Here is a 26,085-nt window from a genome sequence, read left to right on the forward strand (position 1 = left end):
CAAGGCCGGTATCAGCCTTGGGTCGATAGATGGTTACACAAGCACCGAGCCTTTGGCATCAATCGCGCCTTGGGTCTCGGCCTCGCCCAGAAGCATCTCGTTATGGGCTTTGCCCGATGGGATCATCGGGAAGCAGTTTTCATGCTTTTCAACCAGACAATCGAAGATCACCGGACCGTCATAGGCCAGCATTTCCTTGATGGCCTCGTCCAGATCATCGGCATTGTCGCACAGAATCCCCTTGGCGCCGAACGCTTCGGCCAGCTTCACGAAATCGGGCAGGGCCTCGGACCAACTGTGCGAATAGCGCTCCCCATGCAGCAGCTCTTGCCACTGGCGCACCATGCCCAGACGTTCGTTGTTCAGGATGAACTGCTTGACGGGCAGGCGGTATTGCACGGCGGTGCCCATCTCCTGCATGTTCATCAGCCACGATGCCTCACCGGCCACGTTGATCACAAGGCTTTCCGGGTGTGCCACCTGCACCCCGATGGACGCGGGCGTGCCGTAGCCCATCGTGCCCAGACCACCCGAGGTCATCCAGCGGTTCGGGTCCTCAAAGCCCAGATACTGCGCGGCCCACATCTGGTGCTGGCCCACTTCGGTGGTGATATAGCGATCATGATCCTTGGTCAGCGCTTCCAGCCGTGCCAACGCGTGCTGCGGTTTGATCGTCTTGCCGGACTGTTTGAATTTCAGGCAATCGACCTTGCGCCATTCGTTGATCTGCGCCCACCACTTGGCCAAACCCTCTTTCTGGGTCTTGCGGCCCTTGGCTTTCCAGACCCGCAGCACATCCTCCAGAACATGGGCGATATCGCCAAGGATCGGGACATCCACGCGGATCACCTTGTTGATCGAGGATGGATCAATGTCGATATGCACCTTCTTCGACTTGGGCGAGAACGCATCAATGCGGCCCGTGATCCGGTCATCAAACCGGGCGCCGACATTGATCATCAGATCGCAGTCATGCATCGCCATATTGGCTTCATAAAGCCCGTGCATGCCCAACATGCCCAGCCAGTTCTTGCCCGACGCGGGATAACAGCCCAGCCCCATCAGGGTCGAAGTGATCGGAAAATCCGTCGCCGCCACAAGCTCGCGCAGCAGCTGCGTGGCTGCTGGGCCCGAGTTGATGACACCACCGCCGGTATAAAAGACCGGCTTCTTGGCGGTCATCACCAGATCGACCAGCTTCTCGATCTCGGCCATGTCGCCTTTGACCTGCGGATTATAATGCGTCTGCACCTGCTCTGGCGGGGTGTAGCTGCCATTGGCAAACTGCACATCCTTGGGGATGTCGACCAGCACCGGGCCGGGACGGCCCGAGGTCGCCACATGAAACGCCTCGTGAATGACACCGGCGAGGTTGTCGGTCTCTTTCACCAGCCAGTTATGCTTCGTGCAAGGCCGTGTGATGCCGACCGTGTCGGCTTCCTGAAACGCATCTGAGCCGATCATGAATGTCGGCACCTGACCTGTCAGCACGATCATCGGAATGCTGTCCATCAACGCATCCGTCAGCCCCGTCACGGCATTGGTCGCACCGGGACCAGAGGTGACCAGCACAACGCCGGGTTTGCCCGTGGCACGCGCATAGCCTTCGGCGGCATGGGTCGCGCCTTGCTCGTGACGCACCAGAATGTGCTTGATGTCGTTTTGCTGAAAGATCTCGTCATAAATCGGTAGCACAGCGCCGCCGGGATATCCGAATACCGTGTCGACACCCTGATCCTTCAGGGCTTGGACAACCATTTTCGCTCCGGTCATTTGACGTGTCATAGCTTTGTGCTCCGTATCTGACGTCAGTCTCTTTACTCACAAAAAAGCCCCCGAGGGTATCGGAGGCGCATGGGGTCCCATTTGGGTGTCCGTTACCGGCCCATGCGCTTTTTCCCTACTAGTACGACAATGCTCAACATCATCCGCTCCTTTGTGTGAGGCGGACATTAGGTTGGCGTTCTGGGGGCGTCAACAGCCAAAGCTCTGAATAATGTGTCGCTGAGGCATTATTTTGCGAAATTATATGTCGAATGGCCGGCTGACGACAATATAAGCGCAAATTGAGCGGGGCGAATTGCAGCGAATGTTCCATCTCCGTCCCGGGCCTGACCCGGGACCTCGCCGATCAAAGCGATGCGCAAGAGGTAAAAGGCCTCGGAGCAGGTCCAGGGCGCTGTGCGGGATAAGGTCTGGTTTACGCCCAATCAAGCGATCCTGCGCGGCGCGCGAATGTCAGCTACCGGCTTTCTAAGGCCAGCCGATTGAGCAACACCACCGCCAGTATCGCAGCAATGAAAAGAAACGCCGCACCGACAATCCATGCGACAGGTGTGGAGTAAATTTCGGCAACGGCTCCAGCCAACACCAGACCAAATGCGCCTCCCAACTGTTGTATCATCGATCTCAACGACAGCATGGTTGACCGCTGACGATCCTCTACACAGCGATGCAGAATGCTGCTGGCAGGTGTTTCGCTGATACCGAGGATCACGGAATACAGGACAAATACCACCACAAAGCCAGCGATATCGCCTTGCAGCGCCAATGCGATCTGAACGCCTGCCAGGCAGATAAAAACCGCCGCCAGTGTCATGGCGTGCTGCCGGTTGAAAATACGACTGATGTAAGGCGATAGAAATGCGCCGAATGCGATGGAGAAGAAATAGGTCGCGGTCACGATACCAATGACGGTGTTTGCGTAACCCTCGTCCAACATGGGCTTTGCGTGGGTCGGCCAGATCACCTCGACCGGGTTGGTTGCCATCAAGAAGAAGGCCAGAGCTGCCAAGAGGATCGACAATGCCGGGTGCTTCAGGGCGAGAAGGCCCGCGTCTTTGATCACCAACGGGACGTTTGCGAACCCCTGTCTAAGGGCGGTGGGGTTCATCGGCCGTGGATTTTCGGCGATGGCCGACATCGTGAAGACAAACACGCCCAGCATCACGCCAAAGCTTGCGGCATAAGACACATCATAGATGCTGAAACCGATACGTTCCGCGACCGACCCGAAAATATCGGGCAGGAGACCACCCAAGACCGCGCCAATGGCCAACCCTGTGGCATTGGCCCATTGCGCTTTGGCCAGCGCGGGCTGGACATCCACATCAGGTGCTGCGGCCTTGAACGTCTCGACAAACCACGCATCGAGCGTCCCTGACCTAAGCGCGCGCCCAAACCCGATGAATGCAAATGACAACGCAAGAATATAGAAGTCACTCGTCGAGAGAAAAAGCGCGAGTGAAATCAAGCTGGCGACAACGGCTGTCAGAAAGACCGGTTTGCGTCCGATACTGTCCGCCAATCCGCCGAAAGGCAGTTCCAGCGCCATGGTCGTAAGCGAATAAACCCCGAAGAGAAGGGAAATTTGAAAGAGGTCCATGCCTCGGTCGGTTAACGCCAAAGCGACAACTGCAACCGTCAAACCCATCGCAAAACGATCAAGAAACTGGTGTATCTGAAACACGCGGATGTGCTGCCTTGCCGAACTGCTTAGCGCTGCGAAGGAGAACTCTGTTTCCGATGCCATACTTGCAACATCGACGTTGTTGCGGCGGCCTACAATAGCTTAGATGTCATGACCTATCTGGCCTAACACATTGAGGCCGTTTAAACACGCGCAGCGAATTGGTGGTTTGTCCGCTGATTGTCTGATCGATCATCGGTCGATTTCGAGGAGGCAGTGAATGACCAGAATGCCGGCCGCGACCGGTCTAACGGCTGGAGAGAGCCCACCTACCCTAGCTTGAGAGCTGAGAAGCAGTCATCGAAGGGCGAAACTCAGTTATTGAGTAACGCGCTAGTTTCTTCGCATGAAACGGGTCGGCTTCCAAAATTCGTTCAAGTTCGGCAAGGCCTTTCGCCGTGGCGATAATGACGCCACCGGTACGAGGCACCTTTGGCCCTGAGGCAATAAAGCAGCCAGAAGCGTAATTTCGTTCAAGAAATTCAACGTGTGCATCAAGCTCAGGTTCGATTTCTTCAAAATCCACGACGTAGTGAAGATCTACAATGAAGAGGTTTTGTTCTGGAGCGATCAAGGACATTCTTAAGATAACCAACGTGCAAGTTATTCGACTGTCAGTCAAATCGCACTAATACCTTCGAATGGCAACTAAGTCCGCAAAGCCGACCTCGCTCCAATATACATGCTGCGACGTCAGCTTGAGGTTTGGCAGTGCGGTGCGAGGCTAAATCGCCACCCACAGCCCTCACTTCAAATCCACGCCGGTCCCCTGCAACACGCCGTGCTCCAACGCATAGCGGGTTAGACCGGCCGTTGAGGCAATTCCCAGCTTGCGCTTGATGTTCTTGCGGTGCGTTTCGACCGTGCGGACGGAGATATCCAGCGTCGCGGCGACCTCTTTGTTGGATTGGCCTTGCGCCAGTTGCAGCAGGATCGTCTGCTCCCGGTTCGTGAGGGACTCGCGTGCGCCGCCCTCGGTCGGTTCCAGTGATCCCTTGGCTCCTGTGCAGAGATACCGCGCGCCCGTCATCACGGCGTCAATCGCGTCCTTGATCTCTTCGGTGGGGACATCCTTCAGAACATATCCCTTCGCCCCATGGCTCAGCGCGGAATTGATATATTCGGGGCTGTCATGCATCGACAATATCAGGATACGCGTCTCGGGACGGCGCTCCAGAATGATCTCGGTGGCGGTCAGCCCGCTGACCAAAGGCATATTCAGGTCAAGCAGCATGACGTCGGGGGCCAGCATTTCGACTTGATCAATGGCTTCCTGACCGTTGCTCAGCACGCCGACGACCTCGATATCGTCATAGGTCTCAAGGATTGATTGGATACCTTCGGCGACCATCGGGTGGTCGTCCACGATCACGACGCGGGTCTTTTTCATGCGGATACCTTTGTCTTCCCCTCCGGCGGCAACAGATGGCTCAGGGGCACTTGCGCCTCGATCACCGTGCCTGTCTTTGATGACAGGATGCGCAAGGTGCCATCCAATTGCTCGATGCGTTCTTGCATATTGCGCAGCCCCAAACCACTGCGCTCTTGTCGCGCGGCCGTGGCGTCTTCCAGCCCGCGCCCGTCATCCGAGATGCGCAAGGTCGCACCGTCCTTATGGCCGCGCAGATCCAGCGTGACGCGCTCTGCCTCGGCGTGACGCTCGATATTGGTCAGCGCTTCTTGGGCGATCCGGTACAAAGCGATCTTGGCGTCCTGATCCAGCCGGTTACGGAAAACCACCGTCTCGAACGAGGTCTCGATGCCCGTGCGGTCGCTGAAATCCTCGATCAGAGCTTTCAGGGCAGGACCCAGGCCCAGATCATCTAGCACGCCCGGACGCAAATCGCGGCTGATCCGGCGCACTTCGACGATGGCCTCCGATAAGGTCTCGAACCCCTTGTCCAGACTTTCGCCCGCGCGCGCGTCGCCCTTGGCGATCCGTCGCCGCGCCAGATCAAGCGCATAGCGGACCGACACCAAAATTTGGCTAATCGAGTCATGCAGCTCCCGCGCCACGCGCCCGCGTTCTTCCTCCTGCGTGTCGAAAATCCGCTGGGTGAGCGCCTTCAGCTTGGCATCCGCCAGCCGCCGCTCGCGCACGTTCAGGATCAGCCCGGACAAGAACACCAGCAACAACGCCCCGATCGTGATCGCTATGATATAGTAAAACGTCTGGCGCACCCGCGCCTCCACCTCGGCGCGCGAGGTCGCAACGGTGGCCAGAATGTCGTCGATGAAGATGCCGGTGCCAATCGCCCACCGCCAATCCTGCAGACCAATCGTGTAAGTCACGACGCGCGCCGTCTCGCGGGTCGAGGGTTTGAACCAGTCAAACGCGTGATAGCCGCCACCGGTGCGGGCCTGCTCGATCAGGACATCAGTGATCGGGATGCCGTTCACATCCTCCAAACCGGCCCAATTGCGCCCGATCAGATTGGTCTGGCGCGGGGCCACCAGATTGTTGCCCGCATAGTCAAACACATAGAAAAACCCATCCTGCCCATAAAGCATTGACGAAAGGATGCGGCTGACCTCCAACTTGGCCGCCTCGTCATCAGGGGCCGCGCGCCCGTAGATGTTGATGATCGCCGTGCGCGCCAGCGACAGATAGTTTTTCAACTCCTCGCGCTTGGCCGCGATCAGCTCGGTCTGCAGTTGCTGGATTTCCCGCTCGGCCAGTTGTCGTGACTGGTTGGTCACCACGATTGCAATCGCGGCCACCGCCAGCAGCAAGGGCAGGGTGGCCAGCAAAAAGAGTTTCTGTGCATAGGTCAGGGACAACCGAAACATGCGCAAAGCCTGAAAATAGAGCCGATTCGATTCGACCGGGGACGAACCCTATTTAAGCTCAAACGCTTGACCCTGCGCGAGAAATCCTTCGGTTTCGCCTGTTTTTAAAGCGCGGTTGCGTAAAATTCGCTCCGAAAAGCGCCGCTCTACGCATTTGTAGGTATTCCGCTCACGCATACCCGCTATTAGTCTCCGACCACCATTCACGATCCGCCTGCCTTGAGGGGTGGGCCTCAAACATATCTGGGAGGATACATTATATGGATCGTCGTTCTTTTCTGAAAAACTCGGCAATTGGTGGCACGGCTGCGGCTGCAAGCACGGCTCTGGCCGCGCCCGCATACGCCCAAGGCAAGCAGACGCTGACCATGGTCACTAGCTGGGGCCGCGGTCTGGCAGGCGTGTTCGACGCCGCTCAGCGTGTGGCCGACAGCGTCAACGCGATGTCCGACGGCTCACTCACGATTGAGATCAAAGCTGCTGGCGAACTCGTCGGCGCGTTCGAGGTTTTCGACGCCGTGACTGCTGGTCAGGCCGACATGTATCATGCCGCCGACTACTATTTCGTCAACCAGCACCCTGGCTATGCCTTCTTCACCGGCGTGCCCTTTGGTGCGACGGCGCAGGAAACGTCGATCTGGTACAACCACGGCGGTGGCCGCGAACTGCATGACGAACTGGGCCAGATCTTTGGTTTGAAATCCTTCATTGCAGGCAACACCGGCGCGCAGGCTGGCGGTTGGTATCGCAAGGAAATCACCGGCCCCGAGGACTTCCAAGGTCTCAAGTTCCGCATGCCGGGTCTTGGCGGTGCAGCACTTGGCAAGATGGGCGCATCGATTCAGAACCTGCCGGGCTCCGAAGTGTATCAAGCGCTGGCCTCCGGCGCCATCGACGGCACCGAGTGGATTGGCCCCTGGGCTGACGAGAAAGCCGGTTTCCAGGAAATCACCCAGTTTTACTACACCGCTGGTTTCCACGAGCCGGGCGTTGCCCTGTCCGTGGCAACGAACCGTGACGTGTTCGAAAACCTCTCACCGGCCAACCAAAAGATCATCGAGATCGCCTCGCTCGAGACGCACCAGTGGAACTTGTCGCAGTTCGTGTCCAACAACGGCGCGGCCGTTCAGCGCTTGCAGGCAGGCGGCGTGAAGGTTCTCGAATTCCCCGACACCGTCTGGGATGCCTTTGCTGACGCAAGTCGTCAGGTCTTTGACGAGAACATGAGCGATGACCTCTTCAAGAGCATCTATGACAGCTATCAGGCGAGCATCAAAAGCGTCTCCGGCTGGACAGAAATCTCGGAGGCTCCGTTCGTGTCTCAGCGCGCCCGCGTCTTCGGCTAAGGCAACACGCACAATATACCAATACGGGGCCAGCTTTGGCCCCGTATCCTAAGACCTGAAGGCAGACGCCTTCTACCTGAACAAAGAGCCCGACAAACGGGCTGGGGGACCTCAAAATGGACGGCATCGTCTGGTTTTTCCAGAATATCGCGATGGCCTTTTACAACTTCGTCTATGCGATCACGCATCCGGGGTTGTGGCTTGACTGGAGCAACAATGAAGCCCTGATGCGCTTCATCTATTATGGCGGCTCGGTCGAGTTTTTCTTTGTGGTCTTCACCACGTTTCTTGTCTTCACGGCCATCGGTATCTGGCGCAACAGCTTCCTTTGGGGCTGCGTGCGCGCGCTGGAAGGTATGGCAAATACCATCGGACGCGTGGCCGCTTGGGCTGGCCTGCTGATGGTTCTGCAACAGATCATGATCGTGTTCATGCAGCGTATCTTTTCGGCCTCCGAAATTTCGATTGGCTTCGGCAAGGCGCTGACCTTTGATGTCAGTTGGTGGTCCGAAGAGCTGAAGCTCTACAACGCGCTCGTCGTGACGCTCTGCTGCACCTACACCTTCGTGCAAGGCGGCCATGTGCGTGTCGATCTGGTCTATTCCGCCGTCAGTCACCGCGCAAAGCGGTTGATCGACATGGTTGGTTCGCTGATCTTCATGGCCCCGGTGGCGCTGATCACGTGGATGTATGGCTGGTACTTCCTGTGGCGGCATCTTGTCGTGCCCAACCCCTCGGCATCCGACACATTGGAGCGGCTGCTCGCCAAATCGCGCGCCTTGCGCTGGAACGTGGAAACCATTGGTTTCTCGCCCAATGGCTTTAACGCCTATTTCCTCTTCAAGATCCTGCTCGTGACCTTCGCAGCGCTGGTCTTCCTGCAAGCCGTCGCTTTCTTCTGGCGCTCCTATCTGGAGTGGAAAGAGGGCGAAGAGAGCGCGGGCAAATATCTTGATAAAGACAAGCTGGGCGATGAAGACGCCGAGCTGGTCGCGAACATCCACTGATCTAGGGGCACAGAGCAATGCTATTCGGACTTGATGGGGTCGAGATCGGCCTGATTATCGTCTTCCTCTGCCTCTTCGGCGGAATTCTATCCGGCTTTCCGGTGGCCTTTGCCATCGGTGGCGCGGGCGTTATCTCCTTCGCGATCATCGCCGCACTGGATAGTGCAGGCCTGCTGATCCATCAGGCGATTGATACCTCTTCGGCAGAATATGCCGGACTGATTGCAGAAGGGGTCAGGCAAGAGGCGATCTCGATCTTCCGATACCCGGAATTGCCGCGCATCGGCGAACCGGTTTTCGTGCAAGGCTGGGAAACAGCGCTCGACCGCAACGTGTCCTTCGTCGTCAACCGCATCAACGAACGTGTGCTCGCAGGCCAGTCGATCGAGACACTTCTCGCCGTGTTGATGTTCGTTCTGATGGGCATCACGCTGGAGCGCTCAAAGATCGCTAACGACCTGCTGACCACCATGGCGCGCGTCTTTGGCCCGCTGCCCGGCGGTCTGGCTGTATCCGTCGTCGTCGTGGGTGCGTTCCTTGCCGCCTCCACCGGCATCGTCGGCGCGACCGTGGTCACCATGGGCCTGCTGTCGCTGCCCACGATGCTGCGCAACGGCTACTCGCCTGAACTGGCCACCGGCGTCATCGCCGTCTCTGGCACCCTGGGCCAGATCATCCCGCCGTCCATCGTGATTGTGCTTCTAGGCACGCTTGCAGGCGACCTCTATTCTGCAGCACAGGAAGAACGCGCCCAGCTTGTCGGCTGCACCGACGCGCTCACCTATCTTGGCGAGCCTGCCGTCGTCTCCGTCGGCACGCTCTTTCAAGCGGCGCTTCTGCCCGGCATCCTACTGGCCGTGCTTTACGCCGGTTATGCGCTCTTCTACGCGATCATCAACCCGGCCAAAGCCCCACCGGTCGAGCTTGGCTCCACCAACTCCGAAGTCATCACCCGCACCGACGCTTACACCTGGTTCCTCGGCGCGCCCATTGCCATCATCGGTGGCTTGATACTGCTGGGCCAGGTCAATCTGGTCGGCTCTCAGGACATCACCGTCGACAGCTTCTCGGATGCCGGTCAAACCGCCAGCCTGCGCACCAATGTCGGCCCCGAATGCGAGGCCGCCATGCAGATGCTGCACGGTATGGACGCATGGAACGCCGCCGTCGAAGAACAGCGCGTGATCGACGAGGCCGGAGGCGTCGCCCAAAGCGTCGCCCTCACCGAAGAGGAAATCGTCGAGGCGCGCGCCCAGATGATCGCCAATGCAGCCCCCATCGGAACGGGCTTGGCCATCGGTCTGGCGCTCTTTGCGCTGATCCTGACCACAGCCCGCGGCACATCCCCCAGCGGCAATCCCGTTCCGCTGCTGATCGGCGCGCTTGGCGTCCTGCTGGGCTTTGCTGTCGACGTGGCCTTCATCAGCCCCACCACGACCCCCGGCGTGACCGTCCTGCTCATGGCCATCCCCGTCGCAATGGCGCTCTATGGCTGTCGCGCGGCAGTCGGCATGCTGGGCCAAAACGAACTGCTCCGCGTGGTCTTCCCGCCACTGGTGCTGATCGTCGCCGTGCTGGGCTCAATCCTCGGAGGGATCACCAACCCCACACCGGCCGCAGCACTTGGGGCAGGGGGCGCGATCATGCTCGCCGCCTATCGCCGCCTGAAGGACGAAGACAAATCGGGTCGCATCATCATCATGGCGACCTTCTCAATCCTCATCATGATCCTTGTCGGCGTGAACTTCGACCTGCGCGTCAACCAAGACACCGTGACGCTGGAAAACTGGATTGCGTTCCTTGTGGCCGAAGGCACCTACCTCTTCGCGATGTTCGGCATTTTCTACGCCTGCTGGACGCTCTTCCGAACCGGGGTCCTGTCGCCGGTCGTGCGCGAAACCGCCAAAGTCACCAGTATGGTCTTCACCATCCTGATAGGCTCGCAATTGCTGAACCTCGTTGTGATCTCCTTCGGAGGCGAGCATTACATCCAGCAATTCCTGCGCAGCTTTGACAATGAATGGACGGTGTTCCTGATCGTGATGCTGGTGCTGTTTGTGCTGGGCTTCGTGCTCGACTTCCTTGAGATCATCTACATCGTGATCCCCATCGTCGGCCCGGTGATCTATGGCGGCACGATGGATCCCAAATGGGTCACGATCATGATCGCGGTGAACCTGCAAACGTCCTTCCTGACGCCACCCTTTGGCTTCGCGCTCTTCTACCTGCGCGGCGTCGCCCCCCCACAAGTGACCACCGGCCATATCTACCGAGGGATCATCCCCTTCGTCGGCATTCAAGTGTTGGGCCTGATCCTGCTGTCGCTCTTCCCGCAAGTGGTGACGATCGTGCCCAACCTTCTGGGCGGGTAAGCATAGGGAAAGGGGGCCTCCGGGCCCCCTTATTCTTTTGCGTGATCGCGACGCTATTTCACCCCGTCCGGGGCCTGATCCGGGACCTCGCCCCAAGACATTCACCCCACCAGATTGCGCGGCCCCGGTCCCTCTGCCGCTTTGACATCGTCAGGGTTGTAAAGTTTGCATGCCTGCAAAGACAGGCACCCGCAGCCGATGCACCCGTCCAGCGTATCGCGCAGCCGTTCAAGTGCTGCGATGCGCGCGTCGATATCGTGCCGAAAGACCTTGGAAATCCGCGTCCAATCCGCCTTTGAAGGGGCTTTATGCACAGGCAAATGCGCAAGATGCTGCGCGATATCGGCCAGTGGAAAACCCAGCTTCTGCGCGGCCATCACGAACGACAACCGCCGAATATCATGCCGACCGTAGCGCCTGTGACCACCGTCATTGCGCACCGGGTGGACGATGCCGTGCTCTTCGTAAAAGCGGATCGCCGAGACCGCCAATCCGGTCCGCGCAGCAATCTCTCCGATGGTCAAACCTGACATGCAAAAAACTCCTTGATCTCAAGTGCACTTGAGAAATGACAAAGGAGCCATAGCAAAGAATCCAAAGGAGAACCATCATGTCCCCTCGCTATTGCGCCCCGCCCGACGTGATCCGCCTGCTGCAACAAGACGGCGTCGGCTGGGGTCACGACCTTGAATGCGGCAGTTTTCACGGACCGCGCATCGCGCGGCCAAGCCTGCTCCAACGGCTCAAACGCAAGCGGTTCTGACAGGACATAGACCGGCACACCGCCCGCAAAAAGCTCGGGGCGGGTGCGCCCTTTCTGCCCGTTGCCCTGCTTGCGCCCCCGGCTCGACACGCCCACCCGATGTCATTTTAGGTGCGACATTCTGTCAATTCGCTCTACGTTATTAATCAGAAGGGCAACGTCGGAGGACGCATCATGGAATTTCTCGTCTCATTTCTCATCATTCTGAACATCATGCTGGGGACGGCATTGTTCGTTGTCCGGATCGGCCAGCGCGACGCAGCCTACGCGCGGCAAGTCCGGGCGGAGGACGAGGTAAAGCCTTACTTTCGCGGCGAGCGGCAGGACTGATCGTAGGGCTTCACGAGAGCGTAAATGATTAATTTTCCGTTTATAATCAGTGCGCTAACTGCGGCTTCGGTGTTATGTTAAGTCTCGCTTGAGAAAATTGAACAAGATCAATGCGTGCGGCTCAAAATCCGGGTTTCGCATGCGAAACCGAGCCGTCTAGCGATTGGTCGGACGCCCGTCTGGCAGGGTGATCTTGGCCACCTGATCGGCAATCGGATCGACCGACAAGGGATGGGTGTCGGTGCTGTAATCGGTCTCTGGGCGCAAGTCTTCCCATGCCCCATTTCGATATACTTCCAGCCCCGAAAACTTCGCCTTGTATCCCATTTTCGGAGAGCCGGGCACCCAATAGCCCAGATAGACATAAGGCAGCCCCGCATCCCGCGCGATGGCCACATGATCGAGGATCACATAGGTGCCAAGGCTTTGGCGGTCCAGATCAGGATCGTAGAAGGAATAGACCATCGACAGCCCGTCATCGAGCACATCCGTCAGGCACACCGCGCTCAACATCGTTGGCCCGCCATCGGATTCGGGCTGGGAATATTCGATAACCCGACTGCGGATCGGAGTTTCCTCGACCATCGCCGCGAACTCGAAGATGTCCATGTCGGCCATGCCACCATCTGCGTGGCGGCTGTCGAGATATCTGCGAAACAGGTCGAATTGATCCTCTGTCGCCCAAGGGCTTGTCGCTTGGCGTGCCACATGGCGGTTGCGGCGCAGGATGCGGCGCTGGCTTTTCGTCGGCGCAAAGTCCGCCACCCGAATGCGCGCAGACAGACAGGCCGAGCAATCCCCGCAAGAGGGCCGATAAAGCACGTTCTGCGAGCGGCGAAAGCCTTGCTTGCTCAGCGCGTCATTGAGTTTCTCGGAGGTGTCGCCTTGCAACGCCGTGAACAGCTTACGCTCCATCCGGCCTTCCAGATAGGGACAGGGCTGCGGAGCCGTCACATAGAACTGTGGTGCAATCGGGAGGGTGTGGCGCATTTTTCCTCAACAAGTTGGCCAAAGCCTACTCGCGATGGGCATAACCGCCAACCCCCCAATTGTCGCGGGTGAACCGCAGTTTTGGTTAAGCGGCGCGGTTGATTGCGACCGTGCCCAAAACCATGTCCGTCAGCCCCTGACGGCGCTCTGTCGTCAGCATCAACACGATCGAGACAAGCTGCAACAGTGGCATCCCGATCGACACGCTATAGCCCAGCGTGTGCAGGAACGCGGGCAGCAGCGAAAAGCGCGCGCCATCGGCTGTGCGCAGCTCGATCGCGACCAGCCGCATACCCCATGTGGCCGATCCATTGGCCAGCGTGATCACCCGGTAGGCAAAGCCCAGCACCATGAAAATTCCAAAGAACAGAAAGAAGCCGATGCCGAGGGTCAGCAGCGAAACCGCAAAGGTCATCGCGAAGATAACGAAAGCATCCACGATCCACGCGATGAGCCGTTTGACGGGCGTGTCGGCGTAGAACTCGGCTTGGTAATGGGGGTCGGGCAGGGCGGTCATGAGGTCCTCAAGAGGTCTGGTTTCGCGGCGAAACGGCAGCCCCGGGGGACGGGGCTGCCAGTGAAGAGCTGTCAAGTCTCAGTTAAGCGTCATCATCGCTTTTTGAAGGGCGCGCGCGCTCATCCATGAACTGGTCGAACTCGGCCTTGTCTTTGGCGTCACGCAGACGCTTGAGGAAGGCTTCGAAGTTTTCCTGCTCTTCTTCCAGACGGCGCAGCGTATCGGCCTTGTAGGCATCAAACGCGGCGTTGCCGGTCGAAGACATGGCGTGCGAGGCGTGGCGCATCCGGCGGCTGCATCCGCCGCCTGCAAATTTGTTGTTCATGATCATATATCCCAGTACCAGAAGGCCGATGGGCCAGAAGAAGATGAAGCTAAGGACCATAAGGGCGATCCAGGCGGCTTTGCCGCGCTCGTCCAGCCACATCTCGGTCCGTTTGAACCAAGAAAGGCGGGTGGTCGTCGGGGAAGCCGGTGCGGTGGCGAGGGTCATTTAGGTCTCCGTTGTTGAGGTATGTAAATCGTTTTCACATTACAGATATCGGAGCGCAGACCTGCTTGTGCAAGGTTTTATGTGAAGGTTTTTTACATTATTTTAAATTATGACGTAAATTCAGCAACTTGCGCGCCAGTAATTCGCTGCAAAACCGCACTTTTGATGGGAAATACATGGCGCGGAGTGCCGGCGGCGGCGTAGACGACCTCAAATTCCAGCAATCGCGGGTCCAGAAAAGCGCGGATTGGTGACAGATGCCCCACCGGGCTGACCCCGCCAATGGCAAAGCCTGTCTGCGCGCGGATCAGAGCGGCATCGGCCTTGCCCAAAGGCTCCCCCGCGATGGTGGAGGCTTTGGCGTCATCGACCTGATTGCCGCCAGCGGTCAGAAACAGGATCGCCCGGTCGCTTTCCAATCCGCGAAAGATGATCGACTTGGCGATCTGGTCCAGCAAACAGCCCGCCGCATCGGCGGCTTGCTGGGCGGTCCGGCAATCCCCCAGTTCAAGCACTTCCGTCTCAACACCCGCTTCGGCCAGCGCGGTTTTCACCCGTTTTAAGCTCTTGCTCATCTGCATCCCTCTGATTGACCTCGCTCTTTTTGCGGCTCACAAGAAGGAATGACAACTGCCCATTTACCGGTTCCGTTCGACCCTGACCGCGCTGCTGAGATCGCGCCGCTCTATACAGGGGCGCCCACAGATTGGCGCGCTGTGATCGAAGGAGTGGCCGGGTGCAGTCCCTATCTGAAGTCGATCCTAGAACGGCAGTCGGACTGGATGATCCCTGCACTGACGCAGCCCGAAACCGCCATCGCCACCCTTTTCGCCGAGCTCCGGGAGACCCCGCTAGAGGGCCTCCCCAAAGCGTTGCGCATCGCCAAGGCCCGCGTGGCGGGCGTGCTGGGGCTGCTGGATGCAGGTAATCACTGGCCGCTTGAGAAAATCACCGGCACGCTGACCGATTTTGCGGACCTGTCGGTGGATGTCGCCATCAAGGGGCTGCTGGCACCAGAGATCGCGCGCGGCAAACTGCCGGGTATGGAGCCGAACGATGTGTCTACAGCCGCAGGCATGTGCGTGCTGGCGATGGGCAAGATGGGCGCGCATGAGCTGAACTACAGCTCGGATATCGACCTGATTTGCCTTTTTGACGAGTCCCGCTTTGACCCAGACACCTATCACGATGCCCGTGCGGTCTTTATAAAAGTAACCCGCAAGATGTGCGCGATGCTGTCGGACAATACGGCTGATGGTTATGTCTTTCGCACCGATCTGCGGCTGCGCCCGGATGCGTCGGTCACGCCTGTGTGCCTGTCGATGGAGGCCGCCGAGCGCTATTATGAAAGCGTGGGCCGCACATGGGAACGCGCGGCCTATATAAAGGCGCGGCCTTGCGCTGGTGATCTGGCCGCAGGGGAGCGGTTCCTGAAAGCGCTGCGCCCGTTTGTTTGGCGCAAACATCTGGATTTTGCGGCTATTCAAGACGCCCACGACATGCGCCTGCGCATTCGCGCGCATAAGGGCCTGGGCGGGCCGATCACATTGCCCGGTCATAATATGAAGCTGGGCCGGGGCGGTATTCGCGAGATCGAGTTTTTTACCCAGACCCGCCAATTGATCGCAGGCGGGCGCGACCGCGACTTGCGCCAGCGCGGCACGGTTGAGGGTCTGCGCGCTTTGGTGGCCAAAGGGTGGGTGCCCGAGGCGGATGCGGACACGCTGATCGCGATTTACCGCGAGCATCGCAAGGTCGAGCATCGCTTGCAGATGATCGCTGATGGCCAGACCCATGACTTGCCCAATACGGAGGATGGTTTTGCCCGGCTGGCTGCGTTTCTTGGTCAGGACGTGGCAGAGCTCAAAGCGCTCCTCGAAGAGCGTTTTTCCACGGTCCACACCCTTACAGAGGGCTTTTTCGCGCCCAAGGAAGCCGCGACCGAGGTTGACCCGGATTTCGGCAAAGCGATCACGGCGCGGTGGCCGACATATCCTGCGCTGCGCTCGGAACGCGGGGTCGAGATTTTCGAGCGCCTGCGCCCGGATATTCTGCGCCGCCTGCAAGACGCCGCGCGCCCCGAAGAGGCGCTGAATTCCTTCGATGGGTTTCTTGCGGGGCTTCCGGCTGGTGTGCAGCTTTTCTCGCTGTTTGAGGCGAACCCGCAACTGATTGACCTGTTGATTGACGTGGCCGCCACCTCGCCTGCGCTGGCGAAATACCTGTCGCGCAACTCTGCCGTTTTCGATGCGGTGATCGGGGGCGCGTTCTTTGCCGATTGGCCGGGCTGCGACGCGTTGGCCACTGATCTGAGCGACCAGATCGCTGCACAACCAGATTATGAAGCGCAACTGAACACCGCCCGGCTTTGGCAGCGCGAATGGCGCTTTCGCATCGGGGTGCATCACTTGCGCGGATTGATTTCAGCCCAGGAGACGGGCGGGCAATATGCTGATCTGGCGGATGCGTGTCTCAAGGCGGTCTGGCCTGCTGTCGTGGCGCAGTTTGAGGCCAAGCATGGGGCTGCGCCGGGGCGGGGGGCTGTTGTGCTGGGCATGGGATCGCTGGGCGCGCGGCAATTGCAGGCGCAGTCTGATCTGGATCTGATCGTGATTTATGATGCCGCGGGGGTCGAGGCCTCGGACGGGCGCAGGCCTTTGGCGGCGCGACCCTACTATGCGCGTTTGACGCAGGCTTTGGTCACGGCGATGACAGCACCCATGGCCGATGGGCGGCTTTATGAGGTTGATATGCGGTTGCGGCCTTCGGGGCGACAAGGGCCCGTGGCGACCGGGTTCGCCGCTTTCAAAGCGTATCAACGTGACGAAGCCTGGACGTGGGAGCATTTGGCGCTGACCCGCGCCCGTGCCATTGCAGGCCGTGCTGATCTGCAGACCGAGATCGAGGCGTTCCGCGCGCAGCTTCTGGGTGATGTGGGCGGACGCGCGACGGTCAAGGCGGATGTGCAGGACATGCGCGCCCGCATCGCTGACGCCAAAACCCCCAGCGGGCCGTTCGAGGCCAAGCTGGGGGCAGGCCGCATGCAGGATATCGAGTTGACCGCACAGGCTGCGGCTTTGGTCGCTGGCTCCACCGCGCGCGAAACGGCGGCGCAATTGGCCTGCGGTGTCGCAATCGGTTGGTGGACGGACGCGGATGTTGCGGATTTATGCGACAGCTATGGGCTTTGCTGGTCGGTGCAGGCGGCCTCCAAACTGGTGGTCGAAGGTGCGTTCGATCCGCAGATGTCGGGCGAGGGTGCCCGCCGTTTTGTGCTGCGGGAGGCAGGCGCTGCGGATATGGACGCGTTGGAAACGGAATTGACGGTCAAGGCGGCGCAGGCAGCGGCGCGGATAGACGCCACATTGGAGGCAAAGTGATGGATTTGAGCATGATTGACCGCAAGAACCTGCTGGCGGACAGCTATGCAATCGATGGGATCAGCGCGCCGGAATGCCGGTCGATCTTCCTGGATTGGGCGTTGAGCTTACCTGCCGGGGTGGACCCCAAGGCCGCGATTGACGTCGCTCTTGGCGCTTATGAAGCGGCGTATCCGGAGCATCCGATGACGGTGACCTTGCGTGAGGGTCTGCTTGAGGCGCGCGCGCCCAAGCGGCGCGGCGGGCGTGCGGCGCGGGTGCCGGACTAGGGCGGTGGCGCCCTCGGGCCTGACCTGTGGGTCCTTTTGGGTGAGAGATCCCTGGTCAAGCCGGGGATAACGGGTGCTTGTGCGACGGCTGTTTATGAGCGCGGCAGAGCGGCGGCCTCTTTGGCGAGCTGTTCGACGCGCGCCCAGTCTTGCGCCGCAATCGCGTCTTTCGGGGCGACCCAGCTGCCGCCAACACAGAGCGTGTTGGACAAAGCAAGGTAATCCGGTGCGTTTTTCAGGGACACTCCGCCCGTCGGGCAGAACGAGACCTGCGGGATCGGCGCGCCGATTGCTTTGAGAGCGGGAACGCCACCATTGGCTTCTGCCGGGAAGAACTTTTGCACCGCATAGCCGCGCTCCAGCAGGGCCATGGCCTCCGACGCAGTGGCGGCACCGGGCAAAAGAGGGAGGTCGTGATCCTCGCAGGCGGCGAGCAGATGATCGGTCGCGCCGGGGGAGACGCCAAATTGCGCGCCGGCCTCTTTGGCGGCTTTTACGTCATCGGGGGTCAGCAAGGTGCCAGCCCCCACAACGCCGCCTTCAACCTCGGCCATCGCGCGGATCGCGTCGAGGGCGGCAGGCGTGCGCAAGGTCACTTCCAGCGCGGGCAAGCCGCCAGCCACAAGCGCTTTGGCGAGCTCTTGGGCGGTGGCTGCGTCTTCCAGCACCAGCACCGGGATCACCGGGGCGAGGGCGCAGATTTCAGCGCTGCGGCGGCTGGCATCCATCGGGGTCATGGGAACATCCTTTTTGGCTCGCGCATCCGCGCGTTTAAATCACAACGCCTGCGCCGTGGCTGGCGGGGCCTGCGGTCTGGCGGAAAATCTCGAACAGCTCGCGGCCGACACCGTGGCCATTGTTGCTGAGGTCTGGCGTCGCAGCGGGGCGATCGGCCACGCCTTCAGTCAGCACCGACAGTTCGCCTTTGACCGCATCGACGCGGATCAAATCACCATCCTGAACATGGGCCAAAAGCCCCCCATCCAGCGCTTCAGGAGAGACATGGATCGCCGATGGCACCTTGCCAGAGGCGCCCGACATGCGCCCGTCCGTGACCAAAGCCACCTTCAAGCCGCGATCCTGCAAGACCGCCAGCAGCGGCGTCAGGCTATGCAATTCTGGCATCCCATTGGCCTTTGGGCCTTGGAAACGCACGACGACGATGGTGTCTTCGGTAAACTCGCCGGCCTTGAAGGCGGCTTTCACGGCTTCCTGGCTTTCGAACACACGAGCCGGGGCTTCGATCACGTGCCGTTCAGGGGCGACGGCAGAAACCTTCATCACGCCGAGGCCCAGATTGCCGGTCAGTTGTTTCATCCCGCCGGTGGGCTGGAACGGGTCATTGGTCGGGCGCAGGATCTTGGCGTTGAGTGTCTCACCTGCGCCGGGCTCCCACACGACGCCTGCATCGGACAGCTTCGGTTCAGAGCGATACTCTGCCATCGTGTCCCCGGCGACGCTTTTGGTGTCGTCATGGAGCAATCCGGCATCCAGAAGATCACCGATCATGAAGCCCAAGCCCCCGGCTGCGTGGAAATGGTTCACGTCTGCCAATCCGCTTGGATAGACCTTGGCCATCAGCGGCGTGGCCTCTGACAGCGCCTCAAAATCCGACATCTCCAACAACACGCCCGCAGCTTTCGCCATGGCGGGCAGGTGGATCAGAAGATTGGTGGAGCCACCCGTGGCCATCAGTCCGACAATGCCGTTCACAAACGCCTTCTCGTCCAGAATATCGCTGACGGGGCGGTAATCATTGCCAAGCGCAGTCATGGAGAGCGCCTTTTCCGTGCCCGCACGGGTCAATGCCTCGCGCAGGGGCGTGCCGGGATTGACGAAGCTGGCACCGGGCAGGTGGAGCCCCATGAACTCCATCAGCATCTGATTGGAATTGGCCGTGCCGTAAAACGTGCAGGTGCCGGGGCCGTGATATGAGGCCATCTCGGCCTCCATCAGCTTGTCGCGGCCAATCTCGCCTGCAGCAAACTGCTGGCGCACGCGCGCTTTCTCATCATTGGGCAATCCGCTGACCATGGGACCTGCGGGCATGAAGATGCCGGGGATATAGCCGAAGGTGGCCGCGGCGATGACCAGGCCGGGCACGATCTTGTCGCAGACACCCAGATAAACGGCGGCATCATAGGTGTTGTGGCTAAGTGAGACACCCGCAGCCAAAGCGATCACATCGCGCGAGAAAAGCGACAGCTCCATCCCGACCTGACCTTGGGTGACGCCGTCGCACATCGCAGGCACACCACCGGCCACTTGGGCGGTGCCACCAGCGGCGCGGGCGGCGTCGCGGATGATGTCGGGGTATTTCTCAAACGGCTGATGGGCGGAGAGCATGTCGTTATACGCCGTCACGATCCCGATATTGGGCGCGCGGTCACCCACAAGGCTGTCCTTGTCACCGCCCATGGCCGCATAGGCATGGGCCTGATTGCCGCAAGACAGATGCGCACGGCGGGGGCCATCCTCGGCAGCGCGGCGCATCCGGTCGAGATAGACCTCGCGCGCAGAGCGGCTGCGTTCGATGATTGTTTGGGTCACGGTGTGAACGGTCGCGTTAAGAGGCATGTGTCACGAATCCTTGCAAGGCGCGATGCGGCGAGGGCTTTTCTGAACAATAGCTTGTTAGCGCTAACAGTTCCAGTACTAATCCCACTCAGCACTGCATATGCTGCATAGCGGCTTTTCCGAATTGTTGGTTTTCGATCGGTCAGCAATGCTTACCTTGGTTATGCGGGAGGACATAACATACTCAATACAGCGAAGGTATGACCGCTATGAAACAAGATATCTACACAACCGATGGCGCTCTCGACATGCAGGCAATCGAACTTCGGGCCCGCCAGTTGCGCGCGGATGCAACCCGCAACGCCGTGCTTGCCCTGATCGCATGGTTCAAGCCAAAATCGGGCGTTGCCAAAGGCACGCAAAGCGCCTGAATCAGACATAGATCGCGGCAAAAAGCTGCTGTGAACGTCTTAAGAAGACCGCGCGCTCGTCGCGCGGTTTTCTCATTTTAGACAAATTTGAGAGGCAATTTTCCTATCGCAGGCGTGACCTGCCGACCAGAACGGTCGTCCCAAATTGGGCTGAGCCCAGAGGTGAGATATGAAATTTGTGCGCTCCCTAGTGCTTCTCATGGTTGGTGTAACCCTTTCGGCTTGTGCGACCGTAGACACGGCGTCGCGTAACGCGCCACTGGGCACCAGCCCGATTGAGACCGCTGCCGTTCAGCAAGTGGTCAAACCTTCTTTTGATGTGCAAAGCGTGTCGGTCGTCGTGCCGAAAACGCTGAAAGTGTCCGAGGCCAATCTTTATTACCCTGTCGGTGATATTGTCTGGCGCGAAGATCGCGGTGGCGATCGCCATGCACAGGTCAGTGCGATCGTCTCGCAAGCCGCCGGTCTTGCGACCGCAGGCATGAAAGGTCGCCAGCCCGTGATAGTCGATATTCAGGTCGACCGGTTCCATTCACTGTCCGAAAAGGCGCGGTATTCCGTGGGCGGGGTGCATAACGTTGTGTTCCGCATGGCTGTGCGCGATGCACAGACCAAAGCCTTTATCGTGAAGCCCTACCGGATAAACACCGATCTGCGCGGCTATGGCGGTGCAAGGGCAATCGAGGCCGAGCGCGAAGGCCAGACCCAGAAGGTGCGCATCATCGGCCATCTGAGCCAGGTCATTGCGCAGGAGCTGTCCAAGCCGATCCCGGTCACTCCGGATTTGTTGCTCTCGCAATTGGCGCGCTAAGCGCTTTCCCCCACGCAGAACTCACAGTAAGAGGGCGCCATGACAGCGCCCTCTTTTCCCGTGATCCGCCTGAAACCCAAAGCCAACCCGCGCCCCGTACGGTTTGGCGCGCCTTGGGTTTACGCCGATGATATCGTCACCGACCGCCGCACCAAGGCGCTTGAGCCGGGCAGTTTTGCGCATCTTGAGGATGCCAATCGCACCTATCTGGCGACGGTGACGGTCAACCCGGCTTCCAAGATTTTCGCCCGCGTGATGGCGCGGGATGCGGATGTGGTGATTGACGCAGATTGGATTGAGGCGCGCGTGGCCGCGGCGCTGGCCCATCGGGAGCGGCTATATGATACGCCATTCTACCGTTTGATCCATGCGGAGGCCGACGGCTTTCCCGGCGTTATCGTGGACCGCTTCGGCGACACGCTGGTTCTGCAACCCAACGCGGCTTGGGCGGATGCGATGGCGGACAGTCTGGCCGCCGCATTGGCGAAGGTTAGCGGCTGCACGACTGTGTTGAAGAATGCCAGCGGACGCACGCGCAGCCTTGAAGGGCTGGACGATGTGGATACGGTTTTGATCGGGCAGGCGCCTACCGCCCCGCTGCAGGTTCCGATGAATGGCGCGACCTATATGGCGGATGTCACGGGCGGCCAGAAGACCGGGCTTTTCTTCGATCAACGCCCCAACCACGCGTTTGTCCAACGGCTGAGCGACGGGGCGGATGTGCTGGACGTTTTCTCTCATGTGGGTGGGTTTTCGTTGGCGGCGCTGGCCGCTGGTGCGCGCAGTGCGACCGCCGTTGACGGCTCCGCCGCAGCGCTTGAACTGGCCGATCAAGGCGCGCAGGCGATGGGTGTAGCTGACCGCTATACGACCCGCAAAGGCGATGCGTTCGACACACTGGCTGCGCTGCAGTCCGAGGGGGCGCAGTTTGACGTGGTGGTTTGCGATCCGCCTGCTTTCGCCCCTTCGAAATCGGCGCTGGATCGTGGTCTGCGCGCCTATGACCGCGTGGCGCGCCTGGCGTCGCTTTTGGTGAAGCCGGGCGGCTATCTGGTGCTCTGCTCATGCAGCCATGCCGCTGATCTGGACGCGTTCCGGGCTGCGTGTACCCGTGGCATTGGCAAGGCCGGGCGGGTCGGGCAGCTGATTTACACGGGGTTTGCCGGGGCTGATCATCCGCAACTGCCGAGCCTTGCGGAAAGCGGCTATCTGAAAGCGCTGGCCTACCGGTTGACATGAAGGTTCTGCTGGACGCCTGCGTGATCTACCCCACGGTGATGCGCGAGATGCTGATCGGGGCGGCGCGTGCTGGGCTTTACCAGCCGCTCTGGTCCGCGCGCATTCTTGAGGAATGGGCGCGCGCGGCCAGCAAACTTGGCCCGGAGGGCGAGTCGGTGGCGCGCGGCGAGATCGCGCTTCTGCAAGTAGGATTTCCCCGCGCCGAGATTGCACCGCACCAAGGGCTTGAGCAACGTCTCTGGCTGCCGGATCCCAATGATATACATGTTTTGGCCGCCGCCATCGCAGGCTCTGCCGATCTGATCGTGACCAGTAACGCCAAGGACTTTCCGCGTGGGTTACTTGCCGAAGAAGGGCTGAGCCGCGCCGATCCGGACGGCTTTCTGTTGGGTTTTCTGGAGGCCAACCCGGAGATTATGACAGGCATCGCAGAGGCTGTCCGCCGCGAGGCAGAACGGCTGTCAGGAGAGGCTTGGACAATCCGCCGCCTTATGAAAAAGGCCAGGCTATCCCGGCTTGGCAAAGCGCTGGAGGCGCGGGGCGGGATTTAGGTATTTTGAGACAAAAGAAGCCTAGGTCTGCGCCTGCCATTTCGCCTCAAGCGCTTCAATCGCGCGGATGCGTTCGTGGGTTTTGGGGTGGCTCATCAGCCAGGCAGGGACCGCGCCGGCGCGCGATTGGGTCAGCTCTTCAAGCTTTTCAAAGAGCGATTTCTGGGCAGCTGTGCCGATGCCGGTTTTGACAAGCAAAGCGCTGGCATACGCGTCGGCTTCATACTCGTCAGAGCGTGAGAGCCGCGCGGTCAGAAGGGTTGTCATACCGTTTGCAATCCACACGCCGATACCGGGCAGAAAGCGGCTCAGCACCATGGCGAGCACTGTGCGCAGGGCGTTTTGACCTGAGAAGTCGATCATCCGGCGGCGCGAATGGCCTAAGGCGACATGGCCCAGCTCATGCGCGATGACAGACGCCATTTCTTCGCCCGACACCACGCCTTGCTGGTACTTGCGAAAGAACCCACGGGTGATGAAAATGCGCCCATCGGGCGCGGCGAGGCCGTTGACGGGGTCGATCTCATAGATGTGGACCTTGATGCGGTCCAGATCGAGGGCGGCGGCCATCCGGTCGGTCAGCTTTTTAAGACGCGGGTCGGCCAGTTCGGTCGACTTCGCGTCAAGCTCCTTGGCGGTGCGCCAAGCGGAAAAGCGATAGAGGATCAGTCCGTAGAGAACGGCCAGAATGATGGGTGCGATTTTCAACATGACCTAGATATGGGGCGCGGGCAGGGGGCTGACAATGACCTCTGCGTTATTGCAACAGGGATTTCGCAAGCTCTGTGGCGCGCGCAGGTTCGATCTGCCAGCAGGTGGCCACCTCAAAGCCCAGGCGCGCGCGGCGTTGTTCAGGTGTCAACCGCGTTGGGGGCAGATCGAAGACAAGCGCATCGACGCGGGCCTCGTCCCAATCCAGCAGGCAGATGCGGCCATCTGTGCACCTGATGAGATTGCTGGCGGTCAGATCGCCATGAACAACGGCAACGGGCATGTCGGCCAGTATCGCCCAAGCGTTTCGACAGGCATGAACCAGCTCGGCAGGCATCAGGCTAAGGTCGATATCGCCGCTGGTGTCGTTCTGGCAGAGCGCGAAGGCCGAGCAGAAACCGGGGCGCTGTGGCGCGTCTAAAACGGGGAGCTGGATGGCGCCTGCGTCATAGGCCGACACCGGTATGCCCTCGACGAAGGGCTCGCATGTCCAACCCTGTTCAATCAAGCGACCCGACAGGCTTGGCTTGAGGAGTGGCGCGCAAAGGGCCGGTGGAAGCTGCGCAAAGACGCCCTTCAGCCATGCCAGCGCTTTTGCAGAGCGCCGTGTTGATTTGAAGACAAGATCGCCTTGGGTCCGGCGCAACCGCAACACTTGATTCCTGTGACCGCCTTCAAGCGGCTCCAGCGCGCCCTCCACGCCCCAAAGATGGAGCGGCGGGCCGTTCACCTTGTCAGCGCTTTCATCCCGCGCGCGATGCCGTCCAGCGTCATCGGCACCATGCGGTCGGGGAAAATCTCTTGAATCATGGCGATAGACTGGGTGTAGCTCCAGTATTTCTCAGGCACCGGGTTGATCCAGAGGTGATCGGGCCACTGATCGCAGGCGCGCTGCAGCCATGTGGATCCGGCCTCGGCGTTCCAGTGTTCGTTTGCACCGCCGGGATAGGCGACCTCGTAGGGGGACATCGACGCGTCGCCGACGAAGATGCATTTGTAGTCCGAGCCGTAGGTGCGCAAGACGTCCCATGTGGGGGTTTGGGCATCCCAGCGGCGGCGATTGTCGCGCCATACACCTTCATAAAGGCAGTTGTGGAAGTAGAAATGTTCGAGATGTTTGAACTCTGCGCGGGCGGCGGAGAACAGCTCTTCCAGCACCCGGATATGCGGGTCCATTGAGCCGCCGACATCGAAGAAAAGCAGCACTTTGACGGCGTTGCGGCGTTCGGGGCGGGTTTTGACGTCGAGATAGCCGTGTTCGGCCGTGGCGCGGATAGTGCCGTCGAGGTCAAGCTCATCCGCCGCCCCGTCGCGGGCCCAGCGACGCAGGCGTTTAAGCGCGACCTTGATGTTGCGTGTGCCAAGTTCAACTGTGTCGTCCAAGTCCTTGAATTCGCGCTTGTCCCAGACCTTGACCGCACGCTGGTGGCGGCTTTCCTTCTGGCCGATCCGCATGCCTTCGGGGTTGTAGCCATAGGCACCGAAGGGCGAGGTGCCGGCGGTGCCGATCCACTTATTGCCGCCCTGATGGCGGCCTTCCTGTTCTTTGAGCCGCTCCTTGAGTGTCTCCATCAGCTTGTCGAAGCCACCTAATGCTTGGATCTCGGCTTTTTCTTCCTCGGAGAGGTGCTTTTCGGCCATCTTTTCCAGCCAGTCAGCGGGGATATCAACGGCCTCGATCACCTGCTCGAAACTGATTTGGTCGAGCCCTTCAAAGGCGGTGGCAAAAGCCCGGTCGAACTTGTCGATATTGCGCTCGTCTTTAACCATGGAGGTGCGGGCGAGGTAGTAGAACGCCTCGATGTCGTAGGTCGCAAGGCCCGCTTTCATGCCTTCCAGAAAGCTGAGATATTCGCGCAAGGAGACGGGAACGCCGCCCTTTCGAAGTGTCTCGAAGAAGGGCAGAAACATCGCCGTTACCCCAGCCGGATATAGATCACGAGCGCCAGCACCGTGACGACGAACCCGATCACGCCGTAAACCAGCGCGAAATGTGCGATATCAAAGCGCGAGCCTTTGCGGGCGCGCGCTCTGAAGGCACCGACGCTTGCACCGACCAGTAAACCCGCAATAAGGATGGTCAGCACTTGGGGCGTCAT

The 26,085-nt window shown here is 59.9% G+C and carries 27 protein-coding genes; 11 read left to right on the top strand and 16 right to left on the bottom strand.

Features of this window, described 5'->3' with window-relative positions; all coding sequences use genetic code 11:
- Nucleotides 1-33 precede the first annotated feature (33 nt).
- The 5 genes from KUW67_RS01985 to KUW67_RS02005 all read right to left on the bottom strand — a co-directional run bounded on the left by KUW67_RS01985 (nucleotide 34) and on the right by KUW67_RS02005 (nucleotide 6,259).
- Nucleotides 34-1,785, bottom strand: coding sequence for an acetolactate synthase 3 large subunit (locus KUW67_RS01985; protein ID WP_224823585.1), 1,752 nt, complete (start codon nucleotides 1,783-1,785; stop codon nucleotides 34-36).
- A 457-nt stretch (nucleotides 1,786-2,242) separates the two neighbouring features.
- A complete protein-coding gene (locus KUW67_RS01990) occupies nucleotides 2,243-3,532 on the bottom strand; it encodes an MFS transporter (RefSeq protein ID WP_224823586.1) in 1,290 nt (429 codons plus the stop codon).
- Between the two features lie 211 nt (nucleotides 3,533-3,743).
- The gene (locus tag KUW67_RS01995) at nucleotides 3,744-4,049 is read right to left on the bottom strand and encodes a YciI family protein (protein WP_224823587.1); all 306 of its coding nucleotides are present in this window, start codon (nucleotides 4,047-4,049) and stop codon (nucleotides 3,744-3,746) included.
- A gap of 165 nt (nucleotides 4,050-4,214) precedes the next feature.
- Complete coding sequence (locus tag KUW67_RS02000; protein WP_224823588.1) at nucleotides 4,215-4,859, bottom strand: response regulator transcription factor; 645 nt, start codon at nucleotides 4,857-4,859, stop codon at nucleotides 4,215-4,217.
- Nucleotides 4,856-6,259, bottom strand: a complete 1,404-nt coding sequence (locus KUW67_RS02005) for a cache domain-containing protein (RefSeq protein WP_224823589.1) — start codon at nucleotides 6,257-6,259, stop codon at nucleotides 4,856-4,858. The genes KUW67_RS02000 and KUW67_RS02005 overlap by 4 nt, the downstream gene beginning before the upstream one ends.
- Before the next feature lie 260 nt (nucleotides 6,260-6,519).
- Between KUW67_RS02005 and KUW67_RS02010 the strand changes: the two genes are divergently transcribed.
- The 3 genes from KUW67_RS02010 (at nucleotide 6,520) to KUW67_RS02020 (ending at nucleotide 10,984) form a co-directional block, all read left to right on the top strand.
- Nucleotides 6,520-7,605 (top strand): TRAP transporter substrate-binding protein, encoded by a 1,086-nt coding sequence (locus KUW67_RS02010; RefSeq protein ID WP_224823590.1) that lies wholly within the window; start codon nucleotides 6,520-6,522, stop codon nucleotides 7,603-7,605.
- A gap of 116 nt (nucleotides 7,606-7,721) precedes the next feature.
- Complete coding sequence (locus KUW67_RS02015; RefSeq protein WP_224823591.1) at nucleotides 7,722-8,612, top strand: TRAP transporter small permease subunit; 891 nt, start codon at nucleotides 7,722-7,724, stop codon at nucleotides 8,610-8,612.
- Nucleotides 8,613-8,629: 17 nt separating this feature from the next.
- Nucleotides 8,630-10,984 (top strand): TRAP transporter large permease subunit, encoded by a 2,355-nt coding sequence (locus tag KUW67_RS02020; RefSeq protein WP_224823592.1) that lies wholly within the window; start codon nucleotides 8,630-8,632, stop codon nucleotides 10,982-10,984.
- A 101-nt stretch (nucleotides 10,985-11,085) separates the two neighbouring features.
- On the opposite strand, the gene soxR is transcribed toward KUW67_RS02020, so the two are convergent.
- On the bottom strand, nucleotides 11,086-11,517 hold the full coding sequence (gene soxR / locus KUW67_RS02025; RefSeq protein WP_224823593.1) for a redox-sensitive transcriptional activator SoxR: 432 nt from the start codon (nucleotides 11,515-11,517) through the stop codon (nucleotides 11,086-11,088).
- Between the two features lie 77 nt (nucleotides 11,518-11,594).
- On the opposite strand from soxR, the gene KUW67_RS02030 reads away from it, so the two are divergent.
- Entirely contained in the window at nucleotides 11,595-11,747 is a 153-nt protein-coding gene (locus KUW67_RS02030; protein ID WP_224823594.1) for a hypothetical protein, read from the top strand.
- A gap of 174 nt (nucleotides 11,748-11,921) precedes the next feature.
- Entirely contained in the window at nucleotides 11,922-12,077 is a 156-nt protein-coding gene (locus KUW67_RS02035) for a hypothetical protein (protein ID WP_224823595.1), read from the top strand.
- A 156-nt stretch (nucleotides 12,078-12,233) separates the two neighbouring features.
- Here KUW67_RS02035 and KUW67_RS02040 read toward each other — a convergent pair whose 3' ends face one another.
- From KUW67_RS02040 to KUW67_RS02055, 4 genes are all read right to left on the bottom strand, one after another.
- The gene (locus KUW67_RS02040; protein WP_224823596.1) at nucleotides 12,234-13,067 is read right to left on the bottom strand and encodes an arginyltransferase; all 834 of its coding nucleotides are present in this window, start codon (nucleotides 13,065-13,067) and stop codon (nucleotides 12,234-12,236) included.
- A gap of 85 nt (nucleotides 13,068-13,152) precedes the next feature.
- A complete protein-coding gene (locus KUW67_RS02045) occupies nucleotides 13,153-13,584 on the bottom strand; it encodes an RDD family protein (protein WP_224823597.1) in 432 nt (143 codons plus the stop codon).
- An 82-nt stretch (nucleotides 13,585-13,666) separates the two neighbouring features.
- Nucleotides 13,667-14,077, bottom strand: a complete 411-nt coding sequence (locus KUW67_RS02050; RefSeq protein WP_224823598.1) for a DUF2852 domain-containing protein — start codon at nucleotides 14,075-14,077, stop codon at nucleotides 13,667-13,669.
- 107 nt (nucleotides 14,078-14,184) lie between these two features.
- Nucleotides 14,185-14,652: a YbaK/EbsC family protein gene (locus KUW67_RS02055; protein ID WP_224823599.1), complete on the bottom strand. Its 468-nt coding sequence runs from the start codon at nucleotides 14,650-14,652 to the stop codon at nucleotides 14,185-14,187.
- A gap of 48 nt (nucleotides 14,653-14,700) precedes the next feature.
- On the opposite strand from KUW67_RS02055, the gene KUW67_RS02060 reads away from it, so the two are divergent.
- Together KUW67_RS02060 and KUW67_RS02065 are read left to right on the top strand one after the other, a co-directional pair.
- Entirely contained in the window at nucleotides 14,701-17,457 is a 2,757-nt protein-coding gene (locus tag KUW67_RS02060; RefSeq protein ID WP_224823600.1) for a glutamine-synthetase adenylyltransferase, read from the top strand.
- Complete coding sequence (locus KUW67_RS02065) at nucleotides 17,457-17,726, top strand: hypothetical protein (protein WP_224823601.1); 270 nt, start codon at nucleotides 17,457-17,459, stop codon at nucleotides 17,724-17,726. The genes KUW67_RS02060 and KUW67_RS02065 overlap by 1 nt, the downstream gene beginning before the upstream one ends.
- A gap of 92 nt (nucleotides 17,727-17,818) precedes the next feature.
- Here the strand turns inward: KUW67_RS02065 and KUW67_RS02070 are convergent, their stop codons facing one another.
- Both KUW67_RS02070 and edd read right to left on the bottom strand, forming a co-directional pair.
- Complete coding sequence (locus KUW67_RS02070) at nucleotides 17,819-18,463, bottom strand: bifunctional 4-hydroxy-2-oxoglutarate aldolase/2-dehydro-3-deoxy-phosphogluconate aldolase (RefSeq protein WP_304522387.1); 645 nt, start codon at nucleotides 18,461-18,463, stop codon at nucleotides 17,819-17,821.
- 34 nt (nucleotides 18,464-18,497) lie between these two features.
- Entirely contained in the window at nucleotides 18,498-20,303 is a 1,806-nt protein-coding gene (gene edd, locus KUW67_RS02075) for a phosphogluconate dehydratase (RefSeq protein WP_224823602.1), read from the bottom strand.
- Between the two features lie 209 nt (nucleotides 20,304-20,512).
- Between edd and KUW67_RS02080 the strand changes: the two genes are divergently transcribed.
- The 4 genes from KUW67_RS02080 (at nucleotide 20,513) to KUW67_RS02095 (ending at nucleotide 23,275) form a co-directional block, all read left to right on the top strand.
- Nucleotides 20,513-20,674 carry an RSP_7527 family protein gene (locus KUW67_RS02080; protein ID WP_224823603.1) on the top strand — a complete coding sequence of 54 codons (162 nt, stop codon included), beginning with the start codon at nucleotides 20,513-20,515 and terminating at the stop codon, nucleotides 20,672-20,674.
- A gap of 199 nt (nucleotides 20,675-20,873) precedes the next feature.
- Entirely contained in the window at nucleotides 20,874-21,485 is a 612-nt protein-coding gene (locus tag KUW67_RS02085) for a DUF6778 family protein (protein ID WP_224823604.1), read from the top strand.
- A gap of 39 nt (nucleotides 21,486-21,524) precedes the next feature.
- Nucleotides 21,525-22,724 (top strand): RSP_2647 family RNA methyltransferase, encoded by a 1,200-nt coding sequence (locus tag KUW67_RS02090; RefSeq protein WP_224823605.1) that lies wholly within the window; start codon nucleotides 21,525-21,527, stop codon nucleotides 22,722-22,724.
- Nucleotides 22,721-23,275 (top strand): RSP_2648 family PIN domain-containing protein, encoded by a 555-nt coding sequence (locus KUW67_RS02095; protein ID WP_224823606.1) that lies wholly within the window; start codon nucleotides 22,721-22,723, stop codon nucleotides 23,273-23,275. Before KUW67_RS02090 ends, KUW67_RS02095 begins: the two co-directional genes overlap by 4 nt.
- Before the next feature lie 21 nt (nucleotides 23,276-23,296).
- On the opposite strand, the gene KUW67_RS02100 is transcribed toward KUW67_RS02095, so the two are convergent.
- From KUW67_RS02100 to KUW67_RS02115, 4 genes are read right to left on the bottom strand one after another with little or no spacing between them, the layout of a single operon-like run.
- Entirely contained in the window at nucleotides 23,297-23,986 is a 690-nt protein-coding gene (locus KUW67_RS02100; protein ID WP_224823607.1) for a M48 family metallopeptidase, read from the bottom strand.
- A 46-nt stretch (nucleotides 23,987-24,032) separates the two neighbouring features.
- The gene (locus tag KUW67_RS18450; RefSeq protein WP_224823608.1) at nucleotides 24,033-24,716 is read right to left on the bottom strand and encodes a phosphotransferase; all 684 of its coding nucleotides are present in this window, start codon (nucleotides 24,714-24,716) and stop codon (nucleotides 24,033-24,035) included.
- On the bottom strand, nucleotides 24,713-25,897 hold the full coding sequence (locus KUW67_RS02110) for a VWA domain-containing protein (RefSeq protein ID WP_224823609.1): 1,185 nt from the start codon (nucleotides 25,895-25,897) through the stop codon (nucleotides 24,713-24,715). The genes KUW67_RS18450 and KUW67_RS02110 overlap by 4 nt, the downstream gene beginning before the upstream one ends.
- 5 nt (nucleotides 25,898-25,902) lie before the next feature.
- A complete protein-coding gene (locus KUW67_RS02115) occupies nucleotides 25,903-26,085 on the bottom strand; it encodes a hypothetical protein (protein WP_224823610.1) in 183 nt (60 codons plus the stop codon).

Source organism: Cognatishimia sp. MH4019 (assembly GCF_020177595.1).
Taxonomy (GTDB): domain Bacteria; phylum Pseudomonadota; class Alphaproteobacteria; order Rhodobacterales; family Rhodobacteraceae; genus JAHTBL01.